11 protein-coding genes are annotated in these 15,705 nt (G+C 73.6%); 4 read left to right on the top strand and 7 right to left on the bottom strand.

What is annotated here, in order from left to right:
* The first annotated feature begins 204 nt into the window (after positions 1 to 204).
* Entirely contained in the window at positions 205 to 2,322 is a 2,118-nt protein-coding gene (gene glgX, locus ABZ898_RS28540; RefSeq protein WP_361664961.1) for a glycogen debranching protein GlgX, read from the top strand.
* A 110-nt stretch (positions 2,323 to 2,432) separates the two neighbouring features.
* On the top strand, positions 2,433 to 4,787 hold the full coding sequence (gene treY, locus ABZ898_RS28535) for a malto-oligosyltrehalose synthase (RefSeq protein ID WP_361664959.1): 2,355 nt from the start codon (positions 2,433 to 2,435) through the stop codon (positions 4,785 to 4,787).
* A 48-nt stretch (positions 4,788 to 4,835) separates the two neighbouring features.
* Here treY and ABZ898_RS28530 read toward each other — a convergent pair whose 3' ends face one another.
* Together ABZ898_RS28530 and ABZ898_RS28525 are read right to left on the bottom strand one after the other, a co-directional pair.
* A complete protein-coding gene (locus ABZ898_RS28530) occupies positions 4,836 to 5,243 on the bottom strand; it encodes an SSI family serine proteinase inhibitor (RefSeq protein WP_361664956.1) in 408 nt (135 codons plus the stop codon).
* Between the two features lie 97 nt (positions 5,244 to 5,340).
* Positions 5,341 to 5,892 (bottom strand): DUF1707 and FHA domain-containing protein, encoded by a 552-nt coding sequence (locus ABZ898_RS28525; RefSeq protein WP_361664953.1) that lies wholly within the window; start codon positions 5,890 to 5,892, stop codon positions 5,341 to 5,343.
* Between the two features lie 173 nt (positions 5,893 to 6,065).
* On the opposite strand from ABZ898_RS28525, the gene treZ reads away from it, so the two are divergent.
* Complete coding sequence (treZ, locus tag ABZ898_RS28520) at positions 6,066 to 7,814, top strand: malto-oligosyltrehalose trehalohydrolase (RefSeq protein WP_361664950.1); 1,749 nt, start codon at positions 6,066 to 6,068, stop codon at positions 7,812 to 7,814.
* Between the two features lie 64 nt (positions 7,815 to 7,878).
* Here the strand turns inward: treZ and ABZ898_RS28515 are convergent, their stop codons facing one another.
* The 3 genes from ABZ898_RS28515 to cyc2 all read right to left on the bottom strand — a co-directional run bounded on the left by ABZ898_RS28515 (position 7,879) and on the right by cyc2 (position 12,310).
* A complete protein-coding gene (locus ABZ898_RS28515) occupies positions 7,879 to 8,784 on the bottom strand; it encodes an aminoglycoside phosphotransferase family protein (RefSeq protein WP_361664948.1) in 906 nt (301 codons plus the stop codon).
* Positions 8,785 to 8,839: 55 nt separating this feature from the next.
* Entirely contained in the window at positions 8,840 to 9,967 is a 1,128-nt protein-coding gene (locus ABZ898_RS28510) for an aminopeptidase P family protein (RefSeq protein ID WP_361664945.1), read from the bottom strand.
* Positions 9,968 to 10,150: 183 nt separating this feature from the next.
* Positions 10,151 to 12,310, bottom strand: coding sequence for a germacradienol/geosmin synthase Cyc2 (gene cyc2 / locus ABZ898_RS28505; RefSeq protein ID WP_361664942.1), 2,160 nt, complete (start codon positions 12,308 to 12,310; stop codon positions 10,151 to 10,153).
* Between the two features lie 235 nt (positions 12,311 to 12,545).
* On the opposite strand from cyc2, the gene ABZ898_RS28500 reads away from it, so the two are divergent.
* On the top strand, positions 12,546 to 13,646 hold the full coding sequence (locus tag ABZ898_RS28500) for a cytochrome P450 (protein ID WP_361664939.1): 1,101 nt from the start codon (positions 12,546 to 12,548) through the stop codon (positions 13,644 to 13,646).
* Here the strand turns inward: ABZ898_RS28500 and ABZ898_RS28495 are convergent.
* Positions 13,623 to 14,825 (bottom strand): damage-control phosphatase ARMT1 family protein, encoded by a 1,203-nt coding sequence (locus ABZ898_RS28495; RefSeq protein ID WP_361664935.1) that lies wholly within the window; start codon positions 14,823 to 14,825, stop codon positions 13,623 to 13,625. The two genes, ABZ898_RS28500 and ABZ898_RS28495, sit on opposite strands and share 24 nt — an antisense overlap.
* A gap of 21 nt (positions 14,826 to 14,846) precedes the next feature.
* Positions 14,847 to 15,494 (bottom strand): ScbR family autoregulator-binding transcription factor, encoded by a 648-nt coding sequence (locus ABZ898_RS28490; protein ID WP_361664932.1) that lies wholly within the window; start codon positions 15,492 to 15,494, stop codon positions 14,847 to 14,849.
* Positions 15,495 to 15,705 lie beyond the last annotated feature (211 nt).

Raw genomic sequence — 15,705 nt, 5'->3', positions numbered from 1 at the left:
CGCCCGTGCCGCCGGGAACGGCCGGGAAGAGGTGCGGCCGGCCGGGCCCGGCGCGGCTTCCCTCCTTCGGGTGCGGGTAGAGGTCATCCGTGACCACGGGTCGGCCGGCAGCAGAGGGCGGTAGGCGTCAGGTGCCCTCACTTTCGGGGAGACTCGCCGCCAACGCGCCCCCACCGGGGCCCCGCACCTGGAAGAGTCGAGTGCATGCAGGTCTGGCCTGGAGAGGCGTATCCCCTCGGCGCCACCTATGACGGTGCCGGTACCAACTTCGCGGTCTTCACGGAGGCCGCGGACCGAGTGGAGCTGTGTCTGCTGCACGACGACGGCTCCGAGACGGCGGTGGAACTGCGCGAGAGCGACGCGTTCGTCCGGCACGCGTACCTGCCCGGCGTGATGCCGGGACAGCGGTACGGGTTCCGGGTGCACGGCCCCTTCGCACCGGAGCGGGGGCTGCGCTGCAACTCGGCGAAGCTGCTGCTGGACCCGTACGCGAAGGCGGTCAGCGGGTCGGTCGTGTGGGGCGAGGAGGTGTACGGCTACCACTTCGGCGCCCCCGACCGGCGCAACGACCTGGACTCCGCGCCGCACACCATGAGTTCCGTGGTGATCAACCCCTACTTCGACTGGGGCGACGACCGCCCGCCGCGCACCGACTACCACCGCACGGTGATCTACGAGGCCCATGTGAAGGGCCTGACCATGAGCCATCCGGGGCTGCCGGAGGAGCTGCGCGGGACCTACGCGGGGCTGGCCCACCCGGCGGTCATCGAGCACCTGACCCGGCTGGGGGTGACGGCGCTGGAGCTGATGCCGGTCCACCAGTTCGTCAACGACCACCGGCTGGTCGACATGGGTCTGAACAACTACTGGGGCTACAACACCATCGGCTTCTTCGCCCCGCACAACACGTACGCCTCCTGGGGCGACCGGGGCCAGCAGGTGCTGGAGTTCAAGTCCGCCGTGCGGGCGCTGCACGAGGCGGGGATCGAGGTGATCCTCGACGTGGTCTACAACCACACCGCCGAGGGCAACCACCTGGGTCCGACCCTGTCGTTCAAGGGCATCGACAACGCGTCGTACTACCGGCTGACCGACGATCCGCGCTACTACATGGACACCACCGGCACCGGCAACAGCCTGCTGATGCGCTCGCCGCACGTCCTGCAGCTCATCATGGACTCGCTGCGGTACTGGGTCACCGAGATGCACGTCGACGGGTTCCGTTTCGACCTCGCGGCCACCCTGGCCCGGCAGTTCCACGAGGTGGACCGGCTGTCGTCGTTCTTCGACCTGGTCCAGCAGGACCCGGTGGTCTCGCAGGTGAAGCTGATCGCGGAGCCGTGGGACGTGGGCGAGGGCGGCTACCAGGTGGGCAACTTCCCGCCGTTGTGGACCGAGTGGAACGGCAAGTACCGGGACACCGTGCGGGACCTGTGGCGCGGGGAGCCGCGCGCGCTGGCGGAGTTCGCGTCCCGGCTCACCGGGTCCTCCGACCTCTACCAGGACGACGGCCGCCGCCCGCTGGCCTCCATCAACTTCGTCACCTGCCACGACGGCTTCACCCTGCGCGACCTCGTGTCGTACAACGACAAGCGCAACGCGGCCAACGGCGAGGACAACCGGGACGGCGAGAGCCACAACCGGTCCTGGAACTGCGGGGTGGAGGGCGAGACCGACGACCCGGACGTGCTCGGACTGCGCGCACGGCAGACGCGCAACTTCATCGCCACGCTGATGCTCTCCCAGGGCGTGCCGATGATCAGCCACGGCGACGAACTCGCCCGCACCCAGCGGGGCAACAACAACGCCTACTGCCAGGACAACGAACTGTCCTGGGTGGACTGGCCGCAGACCGGCGAGGACGGCGGCGACCTGCTGGAGTTCACCCGGGCGATGGTGGGACTGCGCAGCGAGCACCCGGTGTTCCGCCGCCGCCGCTTCCTGCACGGGCGTCCGGTGGAGGGCACCCAGGACGAGCTGTCCGACATCGCGTGGTTCACCCCGGAGGGCGAACAGATGACGCAGGGGGACTGGGACTCGGCGCCCGCCTCCGCGCTGGCCGTGTTCCTGAACGGCAACGCCATCTCCGAGCCCGGCCCGCGCGGGGAGCGGATCGCGGACGACTCGTTCCTGCTGATGTTCAACGCCTCGCACGAGACGCTGGACTTCCTGGTGCCGGTGGACCACGGCAGGCAGTGGCAGGTGGTCGTGGACACCGCGCGGCCCGAGGGGGTGCCGCCCGGTACGGGTCCCAAGGTGGCGGCCGGTGAGCGTCTGACCCTGCCGGACCGCAGCCTGACCGTGCTCCAGCGCCCCGCGTGAGGCATCCCGGCCGGGGACACGCCCGGTGTCCCCGGCCGGTGTCCTGTTCGCGTGGGCCGGATGCCCGCGCGGATGACACGAAGAGCGGTGTGCGGGGTACGTAGCTCTGCATGACTTCAGTGCGACCCGGACCAGGGGTGCCCACGGCCACCTACCGCCTGCAGCTCCAGCCCTCCTTCCCCTTCGCCGCCGCCGAGGCGGCCGTGCCCTATCTGGCGTCGCTGGGCGTCTCGCACCTGCATCTGTCCCCCGTTCTGGAAGCCGTCCCCGGCTCCACGCACGGCTACGACGTCGTGGACCCCGCGCGCGTGCGCGGGGAGCTGGGCGGCGAGGACGGCCTGCGGGCGCTGTCGCGCACCGCGCGGGAACACGGGCTCGGCCTGGTGGCCGACATCGTGCCGAACCACATGGCGATGGCCCCCCGGTACAACCGCGCCCTGTGGGAGGTGCTGCGCGAGGGTCCCGAGTCGCCGTACGCGCGCTGGTTCGACATCGACTGGGCGTCGCGCGGCGGGCAGGTGCTGCTGCCGGTGCTCGGCGGTCCCGCCGGCGCCGAGCGGGAGCACCTGGTCGTCGACGGCGACATGCTGCGCTACCACGACCACGTCTTCCCGCTGCGCTCCGGCACCGAGGGCCTGCCGCTGCCCGAGCTGCTGGACGCCCAGTGGTACCGCCCGGTGTGGTGGCGGCTGGCCCGCACCGAGCTGAACTACCGGCGCTTCTTCAGCATCTCCGAGCTGATCGGGGTGCGGGTGGAGGACCCGGAGGTCTTCGACGCCACCCACGGCAAGATCCTCCAGCTCCTGGCGGAGGACGTGATCGACGGCCTGCGCATCGACCACCCGGACGGCCTGGCCGACCCGGACGCCTATCTCGCCCGGCTGGACGAGGCGACCGGGGGCCGCTGGACGGTGGTGGAGAAGATCCTCGCCGACGACGAGCGGCTGCCCGACTCCTGGCCCGTCGCCGGCACCACCGGGTACGACGCGCTGCGCCGCATCGACGGCGTGTTCACCGGACCGGCCGGAGCCGCCGAACTCGAAGCGCACTACCGGGCGTTCGCGGCCCCGCAGACCGATCGGGGCGGCGACTGGGACGCCACCGTGCGCAGGGCCGCGTACAAGGTGCTCACCCACGAGCTGGCCGCCGAGGCCGACCGGCTCACCCGCTCGGCGGTCCGGCTGTGCGCCGCCTCCCCGGACCTGGCGCTGCGCGACCGCGCGCCCTGGGCGCTGCGCACGGCCCTGGAGGAGCTGCTGGTCCGCATGCCGGTGTACAGGCCCTACAGCTCGCGGGACGCGGCCGACGTCGTCACCGAGGCGGCCGCGGCCGAGGCCCGTACCGTGTTCGCGGTGCCCGAGGAGGCGGAGGCCGTCGATCTGGTGCGCGGGCTGCTCACCGGCCCGGACGACGGATCGCTGCCCGAACGCACCGAGTTCCGGGCCAGGTTCGCCCAGACGGCGTCGGCGCTGCGCGCCAAGTCGGTGGAGGACACGGCCTTCTACCGCTATGTGCCGCTGCTGTCGGCGACGGAGGTGGGCGGCGATCCGGGCAGAGCGGGAGTGTCCCCGGCGGAGTTCCACGCCTACTGCGCCCGGATCGCGCGGGACTGGCCGGACACCGGCACGGTGGTCACCACGCACGACACCAAGCGCAGCGCGGACGTACGGGCGGCGCTGAACGTGCTCACCGAGTGCCCGGGCCGCTGGGCGAAGCTGCTCGCCGAGCTGGGCCGGGCCGGGGAGGTGGTCCCCGACGGCCAGCTGGCCTGGGCCGCCTGGCAGACGGTGTTCGGCCTCGGTCCGGCCGAGGAGGAGCGGGTCCGCGAGGCGCTGCTGAAGCACGTCCGCGAGGCGGGCATGTACACGAGCTGGACCGAGCAGGAGCCGCCGTACGAGGACGCGGTGGCCGCGTTCGTCGCGGCCGGGCCGTGCGGGGCGTCCGGGGAGCGGGTGGCGGCCTTCCGCAAGGCGCTGGAGCCGCACATCCGGGCCAACGTGCTGGGCGCGGCGCTGGTCCATCTGACGATGCCGGGCGTGCCGGACGTGTACCAGGGCACCGAGAGCGAGTACCGGGCCCTGGTGGACCCCGACAACCGGCGTCCGGTCCCCTTCCCGCCCTCGTCGCCCGGCGAGAAGGACGCGCTGACCAGGGCGGCGCTGCACCTCCGGGCGCGCCGGCCGGAGCTGTTCGGCACGGCGGGGTCGTACGCCCCGCTCCTCGCCGAGGGGCCGTCGGCCGAGCATGTGCTGGCGTTCTCCCGCTCCGGTGAGGTGATCACGGCGGTGACCCGCCTCTCCGTCCACCTCGCCGAGGCGGGCGGCTGGCACGACACCCACCTGCCGCTGCCTCCGGGCCGCTGGCGGGATCTGCTGACCGGGGAGCGGGAGTTCACCGGGGAGGTGCGCGCGGAGGAGCTGTTCTCGGCCCTGCCCGCGGCGCTGCTGGAGCGGGTGGAGGAGTGAGCGCGGGCGGGCCGGGTGGCTCAGGGACACCACCCGGTCCGCGGGCGGTCAGTCGTCCAGGGCGAACACGGCGCCCGTCGCGGCGCGCAGCTCGCACGCGTTGCCGTACGTCCGCTCGAAGTCGGCCGGATGGCCGTTCCAGCGGCCGTGGGCGCGCGCGGTGACGGGCGCGTAGATCAGCGGGCAGATGGCCGCCGGGTCGGCCAGGCGGCTGAAGTCGCCTTCAGCGGCGTCCAGTTCGGCGCACGCCTGGGGGGCCTTCGGGTGGCCCTGCGGGGGGTCGCACAGCAGCAGGGCGGCCCGGGTGCCGCCGCCGGTGGTGCCGGGGCGGGTGACGGTGAGGGAGAGCCAGTCGGCCGCGCCGGGCGGCGCGGCGTGGGCCGGAGCGCCGGGGGTGAGCAGACAGGTGGCCATCAGGGCGGCGGCGAGCGCGGCCGTACGCGTGAGACGGTTCATGTCCGGTGCATCGGCACGACGGCCGGGCGGCGCCAGCCCGCCTCACCCGAACGGGCGGCATGGCGCCGGTCGCGGTGGCCGGTCCGGGTCCGGTGTCTCAGTCCACCGCGAGCCGGTAGGTGATCGTGCCGAAGCCGACGAGGTCGCCCTCCCGCACCGCCACGGCGCCGAGGACGCGGCGGCCGTTGACGGTGGTGCCGTTGGTGGAGCCGAGGTCGCGCAGGACCCACGTGCCGTCCTGGTGCCGCAGTTCCGCGTGCACGCGGGAGACGGTGTCGTGGTTGAGCCGCAGCCCGTTGGCCGGGTCGCGGCCGATGCGCAGGGGGTGGCCGTGCGTGGGGTGGGGCAGCAGCAGCTTGGGCAGCCGCTCGGCGTGCCAGGCCCGGCGCAGCCGGACGGTGAACCCCGAGACCGCCTCCACGGTGCCGAACAGCGCGCGGCTCAGCCGGTTGCCGTCGCGCAGGTCGGCGGTGAGCACGGCGAGTTCGCGGGGGCTGCGCGCGGCGAGGGCCAGCTCCATGCGGTGCACGAACGTGTCGTGCGACAGCCGGCCCATGGCGACGCCGTCCCGCAGTACCCGCAGTGCCTTGTCGCGTTCCGCGTCGGAGACCCGTACGGGATACACGGGGAATTCGAAGGACGACGTCACGTTCGTGATTGTCGGGCAGCGCACCCCGGGGTGTCCAGAAGCGGCAACCGGCGCCCCGCACGCCCGACTTCCGCGACACCCGGCCACAAAGCCCGGATTCCGGAGCGGATTGATCGAATTCGCGGCACGATGGGCGGACTGCATCACGGTGAGCAGACGAAGGGGAACCGTCCGTGAAGTTCGAGGTGTGGGCACCACAGGCAGAACGGGTAGCGCTCGATCGCGAGGGCGTCACGCACGCGATGGCACGCGATCCGCGGCGGGCGGGCTGGTGGCACGCGGAGGCGGACGCGGAGGACGGCACCCGCTACGGCTTCGCGCTGGACGGCGGGCCCGTGCTGGCCGACCCGCGCTCGCGCCGTCTGCCGGACGGGCCGGACGGACTGGGCGCGGTCGTGGACCAGGACCGGTACGAGTGGCGTGCCGACTGGCCGGGGCGCGGGCTGCCGGGCGCGGTGCTGTACGAGCTGCACGTGGGCACGTACACCCCCGAGGGCACGCTGGACGCGGCCGCCGCCCGCCTGGACCACCTCGCGGAACTCGGCGTCACACACGTCGAGTTGATGCCCCTGTGCCCCTTCCCCGGCCGGCACGGCTGGGGGTACGACGGCGTGGCGCCGTGGGCCGTGCACGAGCCGTACGGCGGGCCGGAGGCGCTGAAGCGGTTCGTGGACCGGGCGCACGGACTGGGCCTCGGTGTCGTCCTGGACGTGGTGCACAACCACCTGGGCCCCTCCGGCAACCGGCTTCCCTCCTTCGGGCCGTACTTCACGGACACGCACCAGACCCCGTGGGGCGCCGCGGTGAACCTGGACGCGCCGGGCTCGGACGAGGTGCGCGCCTACTTCCGGGACAGCGCGCTGGCCTGGCTGCGGGACTACCGGCTGGACGGGCTGCGGCTGGACGCGGTCCACGCCCTGGTCGACACCCGTGCGCGGCACTTCCTGGAGGAGCTGTCGGAGGCGGTGGACGCCCTGGGCGAGGAGGTGGGCCGCCCGCTGTTCCTGATCGCGGAGTCCGACCTGAACGACCCCCGGATGATCACGCCGCGCGCGGAGCACGGCCTCGGCCTGCACGCCCAGTGGAACGACGACTTCCACCACTGCCTGCACACCGCCCTGACCGGCGAGTCCCAGGGCTACTACGAGGACTTCGCCCGCGCCCCGCTGGCCGCGCTCGCCAAGACCCTGACCGGCGGCTACTTCCACGACGGCACGTACTCCAGCTTCCGGGGCCGGGCCCACGGCCGCCCGCTGGACCGGGCCCGGCTGAGCGGGCACCGGCTGCTGGGCTACAGCCAGACCCACGACCAGGTCGGCAACCGCGCCCAGGGCGACCGGCTGGCCGCCGGCCTCTCCCCCGGCCTGCTGGCCTGCGCGGCCACGCTGACCCTGACCTCGCCGCTCACCCCGATGCTGTTCATGGGCGAGGAGTGGGCGGCCGGCACACCCTGGCAGTACTTCACCGACCACACCGACCCGGAGCTGGCCGAGGCCGTACGGCAGGGCAGGCGGCGGGAGTTCGCGGGCCACGGCTGGGCCGAGGAGGACGTGCCCGACCCGCAGGACCCGGCCACCCGCGACCGCTCCTGCCTCGACTGGTCGGAACCGGAGCGCGAGCCGCACGCCCGCGTCCTGGCCTGGTACCGCCGTCTGATCGCCCTGCGCCACGAGCGGCCCGACCTCACCGTTCCCGACCTCGCCGACACCAAGGTCGCCTTCGACGAGGCGGCCCACTGGCTGGCCTTCCGCCGCGGCGATGTGCGCGTCGCGGTCAACTTCGGCAAGGAGCCGGCCTCGATCCCGCTCGGTACCGGCCAACTGGAGATCCTGGCCGCGTGGGACGAGTCGGTGGAGCCGCCCGGGCCGGACGGGATGCTCCAGATGCCGGGCGAGTCCTGCGTGGTGCTGTCGCAGCCGTGAGAGGGCGCGGGGCGCCGATTCGGCTCCGGTGGGCGCGCTCCCCGTCCTTCGGCCCCGTGGGCGCCTACTCGTCGTCCTTCAGCTCCGTGACCCGCTCCAGCATGATCGGCTCCCAGGCCCGGAGCAGGGCGGGGCGCAGGGGTGCCGCGTCCGGGGTGCCCGGGTGTCCGGCCAGCGCGATCACCGTGTCGCAGCGGGCGAGCCAGAGGCCGCGCAGGCAGGGGCGGGGACCGTACCCGGCGAGGGTGGCGGCGCGGACGGCGGCGGGGGCGCCGACCGAGGCGGCGAGCGCGGCGATGTCCTCGGCCGGGTCCCCCAGACCGGCGCCGGTCCAGTCCAGGACGCCGCGGACCCGGCCGTCGCCGCTGATCAGCACGTGGTCGCCGGTGAGGCGGCGGTGGGTGAGCACGGCGGCGGCGGTCTGCGCGGCGAGCTGGGCGGCCCCGGCGGGGGTGAGCTGCCGCAGCCGGTCGACGTCGGGCTCGTCGGCGAGGGCGGGCTGTTCGGCCGCGTGCGCGGCGATGCGGCGCAGCGCCTCCAGGGAGCGCGGCGGCACGCGCGGCACGCCGAGCGTCTCCGCCTGGCGCGCGGGGACCGCGCGGAGCCCGGTGAACAGACCGGCGAGGTCGGCCTCGCCGAGCGCGGACACCTCGTGACCCGGTTCGCCGGGCAGCCGCGCGTCGAGCGTGCAGGCGAGGCCGGGCGACCACTCCCCGTACGCGACGGCGGACGGGAGGGCGACCGGCAGGTGCGGCCGGACCAGGTCGCGCACGCGTGCCTCCCGGCGCAGCCGGACGGACGCCTCCCGGTCGGGGGCGAGCCGCAGCACCTGACCGGTCCCCACCCACCAGGTGTACGGCCGGCCCGCCTCGACGGGCCGTACCTCGGGCCCCTGCGCCGCGCCGCTTCTGAGCAGGGAGCGGACCAGTGCGCGCACGGTGTCCGGGGTGGGGATCGGGGGCCGGGTCATGGGTCGTGTCTCGCCGTTCCGGAGGGTGGTCGTGGAGGTCGCCGCCTGGGTGTTCTCAGTCCACCACGACCATCTCACGCGTGGTGTCGTTCAGGCGGCGTCCGCCGTCCCGCGTCACCGTCACGATGTCCTCGATGCGGACCCCGAACCGGCCGGGCAGGTAGATGCCGGGCTCGACGGAGAAGCACATGCCGGGCACGAGCGGCTGCTCCTCGCCCTCGATCATGTACGGCGGCTCGTGCGTGGTCACGCCGATGCCGTGCCCGGTGCGGTGGATGAAGTACTGCCCGTACCCGGCGTCCTCGATCACCGCGCGGGCGGCCCGGTCGACGTCCTGGCAGGTGGCGCCGGGCCGGACGGCCCGGAACCCGGCCTCCTGCGCGGCCCGCACCACGTCGTGGACCCGCCGCTCCTCCTCGGTCGGCTCCCCCACGTGGACCGTGCGCGTGGTGTCGGAGCCGTAGCCGTCCTTGAGGCCGCCGAAGTCCAGGACGACCATGTCGCCCCGCTGGATGACCCGGTCCCCCACCTCGTGGTGCGGGTCGGCGCCGTTGGGGCCGGAGCCGACGATGGTGAAGTCGACCTGGGAGTGCCCGAAGCGGCGCAGCAGCCCGGCGAGGTCGCGCCCCACCTCGTCCTCGCGGCGCCCGGCGAAGGGCAGCTTGCGGATCTCCTCGAAGGCCGAGTCGGCCGCGGCCCCGGCGGCGGCCAGCAGTTCGAGTTCGGCCGGGTCCTTGACGGCGCGCAGCATGGGCAGGGCGTCGGTGAGCGCGGCGCAGGAGATGTCCGGCAGGGCGCGCTGGAGGTTCAGCAGGTGCAGCGCCCAGGCGTTGTCGCTGACGCCGAGGCCGCCCTTGGGGTCGAGCAGGGCGGCGGTGAGGGCGTAGGGGTCCTCGCCGTCGGTCCACCGGCGCAGGGTGAGCGCGGGCGCGCCCACCGCCCGCTCGGCGTCGGCGGCCTCCAGCGCGGGGACGACGAGCACGGGTTCGCGGCCGGGGACGAGGACGAGCAGGGTGAGCCGTTCGGTGACGGCCGGGGGTGTGTACCCGGTGAGCCACACCAGGTCCGGCCCGGGCGCGACGAGCAGTCCGGCGAGCCCCGCGTCGGCGGCGGCACCGGCCGCGCGCGCCATACGGGCGCGGTAGTCGTCGACGGTGAAGATCGCGGGCGTGCTGCCGGTCATCCGGGCCTCCGGGGGTGGTCGTGGCGGGGCGTGGGGCGAGGCCATCATGGCGCGCGGGGCAGGTGTCGACCACCGGGTTTCCGGAGGCGGGTTTCCGGAGGTGGCGGCCGCTGTCGAGCACGGCCGGGCGGGCCGGGGCGTGTGCTCCCCCGGCCCGCCCCGCCCGGCCCGCCGGCCGTCCCGTCAGCCGGTCGGCTGGAGCGGGGCCGGGGTCTGCCCCGGAACGAAGCCGTGCGCCCGGCCGCCCAGCCACTCGGCCTTGTAACGGTCCACCTCGCGGTGCCAGTTGAGGATGCCGGAGAGCCAGTTCTGCAGGTCGAGGACGTAGTCGCCCATCGCCGCGCGCGCTTCCCCGGAGAGCTGGAAGTCGTCGTAGAGCACGGGCAGTTCATGCGCGATCACGTGCTCGAACTGCTCCATGCGCCGGGTCATCAGGTCGTGGACGATGTCGAGAGCGGCCGGGTAGCCGATGCCGAAGAAGTTCTGCACGACGAGGATCGCGTTGTGGACCTCGCCCTCGTACTCGATCTCCTTCTGGTACGAGAAGACGTCATTGAGCAGGCAGGCGTAGTCGACGGCCGCGTTCTCCAGGGAGCGCACCGGCCCGCTGCGGTACACCTCGGGCGGGATCGCCGGGCCCCGGCCCATCCGGCACATGCTCAGGGTGAGGTCGGAGCCGAAGGTGGCGCGCCGCATCTCCAGGTAGTCGACCGGGTCGGGGACGCGGTGCTGGAGCTGGTTGGACAGCTCCCACACCCAGCTCTCGGTCATCACGTCGACGGCGGCCTTCAGGGTGCGCCGCTGTTCGTCCGTCATCCGCGCCGTGGTCAGCGCCCACAGGTCGGTGAGCCCGCGCTCCATGGCGTTCGCGGGGACCACACCCGGTTCGCCGTCCACGGGCATGCACCCGGACAGCCGGGCCGTGGTCAGCCGGGCGGCGGCCAGGTCGCGGCGGTGGCCGTGGATCAGGGGGTAGTAGTCGTCGCCGTACGTGCCCCAGGCGAGCCACCGCGCGCTCAGACCGAGGGCCTCGGGCGTGGCGTCGGGGTCGATTCCGGCGGAGCACAGCGCGAGGTCGTAGGCGGCCAGCTTGTCCTCGTCCCAGACGCCTTCGCCGAGGATGCCCATGCCGTGGCACCAGGTGACGAGGTCGCGCCGGGCGGCGTCGAGGTGCGGGCTCAGTTCCAGCGGGAAGGGCATGCGGAACTCGGGCAGCAGCGACGGCCCGACCTTCCGGTACGGCACGTGCGTGTAGGCGCGCAGCCGCTCGGCGCCCGCCGAGGCGAGTACGGAACGGATGTCGGCGGCCGAGGTGCCTGGCCCGCTCGGCTGCTGCCAGGGCGCCTCGGAGCGCGCGCCCTGGTTCATGTAGCGGCTGGAGCGCAGATGCCATTCGTGGCCGCCGGACTGCCAGTCCTGGAGCCCCTTGGTGTACGCGGCCACCGCCGCGACCTCGTCGGGGCGCAGTCCCTTCTCCAGCGCGACGGCGGGCACCTCGGTGAGCGCGGTGTGCTCGAACTGGTGCAGCCGTGAGGTGAGGACGTCGTTGACGGTCCGGGCGGCCTCCTGGGTGGAGCAGCCGAAGAACTTCTCCAGCACCAGCACGCCGTTGCTGTTCTCGCCCTCCTCCTCCACCTCCCGCTGGTAGGAGAACAGGTCGTTGCGCAGGTGGACGCCGTCGGAGAAGGTCTCCATCAGCACCCTCAGCGGCCGGGTGCCGGCGACCTGGGCGGGCACCTCCGCCGTCGCGTACTCCACGAGCCCCGCCGACCAGGGCGCGCCGCCCACCTTCCGGCGCATCTCGATGTACTCGACCGGGTTGGCGATCCGCCCCTCGTTGATGTTGGACAGCTCCCACATCGACTCGTTGAGCAGGTGCTCGGTCGCCACGGCGAAGCGGCTCCGCCAGTCGGCGGACATCGCCGGGACCGTGCGCGCCCACAGGTCGGCGAGCCCCGCCTCGACGGGGTTCTCCGGTGCGGGCACCGGGGTGGCGGGGTCGAGCGGCATGAACAGCGGCAGCCGGTCCAGGTGCGCCTTGCCGGCCGCCCGGTCCTGGGTGCGCTTGAACATGTCGAGGAAGTGGTCGTCGAAGAAGAACACCCACACGTACCAGTCGGTGATCAGTGAGAGCGCCGGCCCGTCGCAGTCGGGGTGGGTGTAGGCGCACAGCAGGCCGTAGTCGTGCGCCTCCAGGTCGGCCTGGTCCCAGACCCCGGAGCCCTCCAGCATGCCCATCTCGCGCGCCCAGGCGGTGGAGTGGGCGCGCGCTTCGTCGAGATGCGCGTTGAGCCGCGCGGGATACGGCATGTAGAAGTGCGGGAGTTCGAACGGCTGCGTCATGGCCGGGCCCTACCCGTGGGACGAACGGGCCATCCGCGGCGAAGGGGATGATCACACCATCGCGTGAACCGACTCCGAAACCGGGAACTCGCTCCGCTTCTTGTGGCGTTGACCGTCCCAGCACCGTTCTGCCCGGAGGCCGTTTCCGCGCCGTGCCGACGACATCCGGACAGCCTGCCGCCGGAGGCTGTCCCTCCCCTTGTCCGGCCCCCGCGCCGGGGACACGGTAGGGCCCATGATCCCCCTCCCGCCTCCCCGGCGCCGATTACCGCACCCGGCGGGCCCCGTGTCCTGGCAGGACGAACCCGGCACGGCGGAGGGGCCGGCCGGTCCCGGATTCTGGGCGGTGATGGGGCACGCCGAGGCGCTCCGGGTACTCCGGGACCCCGCGGCGTTCTCGTCCCACCGGGCGGGCGAACTCCCGCCGTCGAGCGCGATGCTGGACCGGCTGGACCCGCCGCGGCACACCCGGCTGCGCGGCCGGGCCACCCGCGCGCTCACCCCCGTACGCGTCGCGCGGTTCACGGCGACCGCGCGCGAGCGGGCCCGCACCCTGCTCGCCGGGGCGCTGGCCGCGGCCCGCGCGGCCGACGGCGTCCTCGACCTCGCCGCCGACGTGTCGGAGCCGTACACCTCGCTCAACCTGGCCGACCTCGTGGGCGTCCCGCACGCCGACCGGCGCCGCCTGCCCCGGCTGTCGGAGACCGAGGCCGTGGCGGACAGCGTGGAGTACGCGCGCGGGCTCGTCGTCCACCGCCGCCGCTATCCGGACGACGACCTGACGACGGCGCTCGCCCACGACGCCCAACTGACCTCGGCCGAGCTGGAGATGCTCGTCCCGCTCCTGCTGACCACCGGCCTCGCCCCCATGCGGGACGCGGCGGCGGGCGGCCTGCGGGTCCTGGCCTCGCATCCCGGGGCGTACCGAAGGCTGCGCGAGGGGACGGCCGCGCCGGAGCCCGCGGTGGAGGAGTTGCTGCGGCTGTGTCCGCCCCTGCTCACCGTGCGCCGCACGGCCGCAGCGGACACCGTGCTGTCCGGCCGGCGCGTCCGGCACGGTGACGCGGTCGTCGTGTTCCTCGCCGCCGCCAACCACGACGAGCGGGTCTTCACCGCTCCCGGCCGGCCCGACCTGGCCCGTACGCCCAACCCGCACCTGTCCCTCGGCGCCGGACCGCATCTGTGCCTGGGCGCCGACTTCGCCCGGCTGCAACTGCGCGTCCTGTACGAGGAGGTGGCGCGGGCGCTGCCCGCCCTGCGGCTCGCCGGGCCGGTGGTGCCGTCCGCGTCCGGAGTCGCCGACGGGATCGCGTCACTGCCCGTCCGGGCCGGGTGACGGGTTGACCTGGATGAGTGCGTGCGTGCCGTCGGTGCGCCACTTCTGCCCCTCCGCCGCGGTCAGAGCGGCCTCGGTGTCCGGGGTGAGCCCCGTGACCACCTCGGACTTGAGGATGCGCAGCGCGGCCACCGGGCCGGGGAAGTACGCGGTCACCTCGTCGAAGGGCGTGGTGGGCGGCCAGTACCGGTCGCCCGCCAGCCGCCGGTAGTTGAGGTCGCCCTTGAACAGGGTGAGGCCGGCGTCCGCGAAGTCGGCGCGGAGGTCGTCCGGCATGTCGGCGTAGGGCAGCGGGGAGCAGGAGAAGGGGTGGGCGCGGACCGTGAGACGGCCGTCGCCCATGGCCGACCACAGCGTCTCGCCGTACTCCGCGGCCAGGCCGGAGGCGGAGCGCAGCCGGTCCAGCGCGTCGATCACGTCGGCGGTGGTGGCGTCGGAGACGTAGTACGGGTCCGGCTTGACGTGCAGCACCGCCCGCCCGACGCGGCCCTCGGTGAGGAACTGGGCGATGAGCAGCAGGTCGGGGACGAGTTCACGGCCGGCGTTGTCCGCTACCAGGCACAGGGTGCCGTTACCGGCGGGCGGGAGCAGCGACAGCAGGAGGTCGCTGTCGTCGGCGACCAGTCCGGGAGCGGGTGCGCGGTCCTGGCCGCCCTCCGAGGAGAGCCGGAAGCTGAGGTCGGCGCGGTTGCCCCACAGCGCGCCGCTCAGCAGCGCCCGGTCGCGCTCCTCGGCCGGGGAGTCGCGCAGTTCGTCGAGCGCGGCCAGTTCGCCGTCGGTCGCCACGGAGTGGAGTTCGGAGGTCTTGGACGGGCGGAACGGGTCGACACCCCGCCAGGCGCCGGGCCCGAAGTAGCCGACGGCACCGAGCAGTCGGCGGTAGAAGTAGCTCTCGGACCACAGCCACGGCACGTCGAACCAGGACTGCCCGACGTGGCTGTCCAGGCCCCAGGCGCGCCAGCGTTCGCGGTCGGGCGCGTCGGCGGGGAGGGGTTCGATCACTCCGCCGGTGGAGTTCTCCAGCAGGTCGTCCAGCGCGCGTCGCTGTGCGGGTCCGTAGGGGAGGGCGTCGCGGACCTGGCGGATGATCGCGGGGTGCCGGTCGGCCAGGGTGCTGTGGGGGAAGGAGCCGGGTGTTGCGGCGCGGATGACGGGCGCGGTGGGGGCGGCGTCGGACATGCCGTCACCGTACCCCGCGGGTCAGCCGGTCCTGGTCTCCCGCTCCAGCTGCGCCGCGAGGGCGAGATAGCGGGGCCGGCGGTGCACCGGGACCAGGCTGCGGAGCATGAGGTACCACATCTCGGCGACCCTGCGGGGCAGCCGGGAGGGCGGTTCCAGGGTGCGTCCGGCGACGCGGGTGCCGACGAAGAAGCAGACGAGGGAGTGGGCGACGATCCCGGCGTCCAGGTCGGCGTGCACATCGCAGTCCCTGACCGCGCCGCCCAGCTTGCGGGAGGCGAACTCCAGCCATTCGGTGAAGGGATGGCGCAGCGGTGGCCGTACCGCCAGGTTGGTGGTGACCAGGCGGAGCCCGGCGCGGGGCACCGGGTCGTGCACGGCGAGGCGGGCGAGGGCGAACGTGGCGCGCATCAGCGCCTCCAGCGAGGAGCAGCCCCGGCTCTCGACCTCGGCGACCACCTGCCGGGCGGCCGCCGACTGGAGTTCGAGGATGGCGTGGGCCAGGTCCTCCTTGGCGGCGAAGTGGAAGTACAGGGCGCCCTTGGTGACGTTGGCGTGCCCGACGATGTCGCTGAGGCTGGTGGACTCGTATCCCTGCCGGTCGAACAGGTCGGCGGCGGCCGTGATGATCGTCGTCCGGGTCTGTTCAGCGCGCAGCTGCCTCGCCATCGGCCGACCCCTCTCCTGCACGAACGGGACACGCGGTTTGTTTTGACCCCTCGCATACGATAACTCACCGCATGGCAACGGGAGTCATGTGGGATGCACCAAGATTCACGGCTGTTCCACACACCCTCCCCTGCCCTTTCGGGGTGAAGTGGGCCTTCCGCTTTTATCCGCTTCCGGTGACTTCCGGGTGCACCACGTCGCTTACGCGAAG

Origin of the sequence: Streptomyces sp. NPDC046860 (genome assembly GCF_040645115.1) — a bacterium.
In the GTDB taxonomy this organism is placed as follows: domain Bacteria; phylum Actinomycetota; class Actinomycetes; order Streptomycetales; family Streptomycetaceae; genus Streptomyces.
The sequence above is the reverse complement of the archived record's forward strand: the minus strand, read 5'-3'. Positions and strand labels throughout refer to the sequence as shown.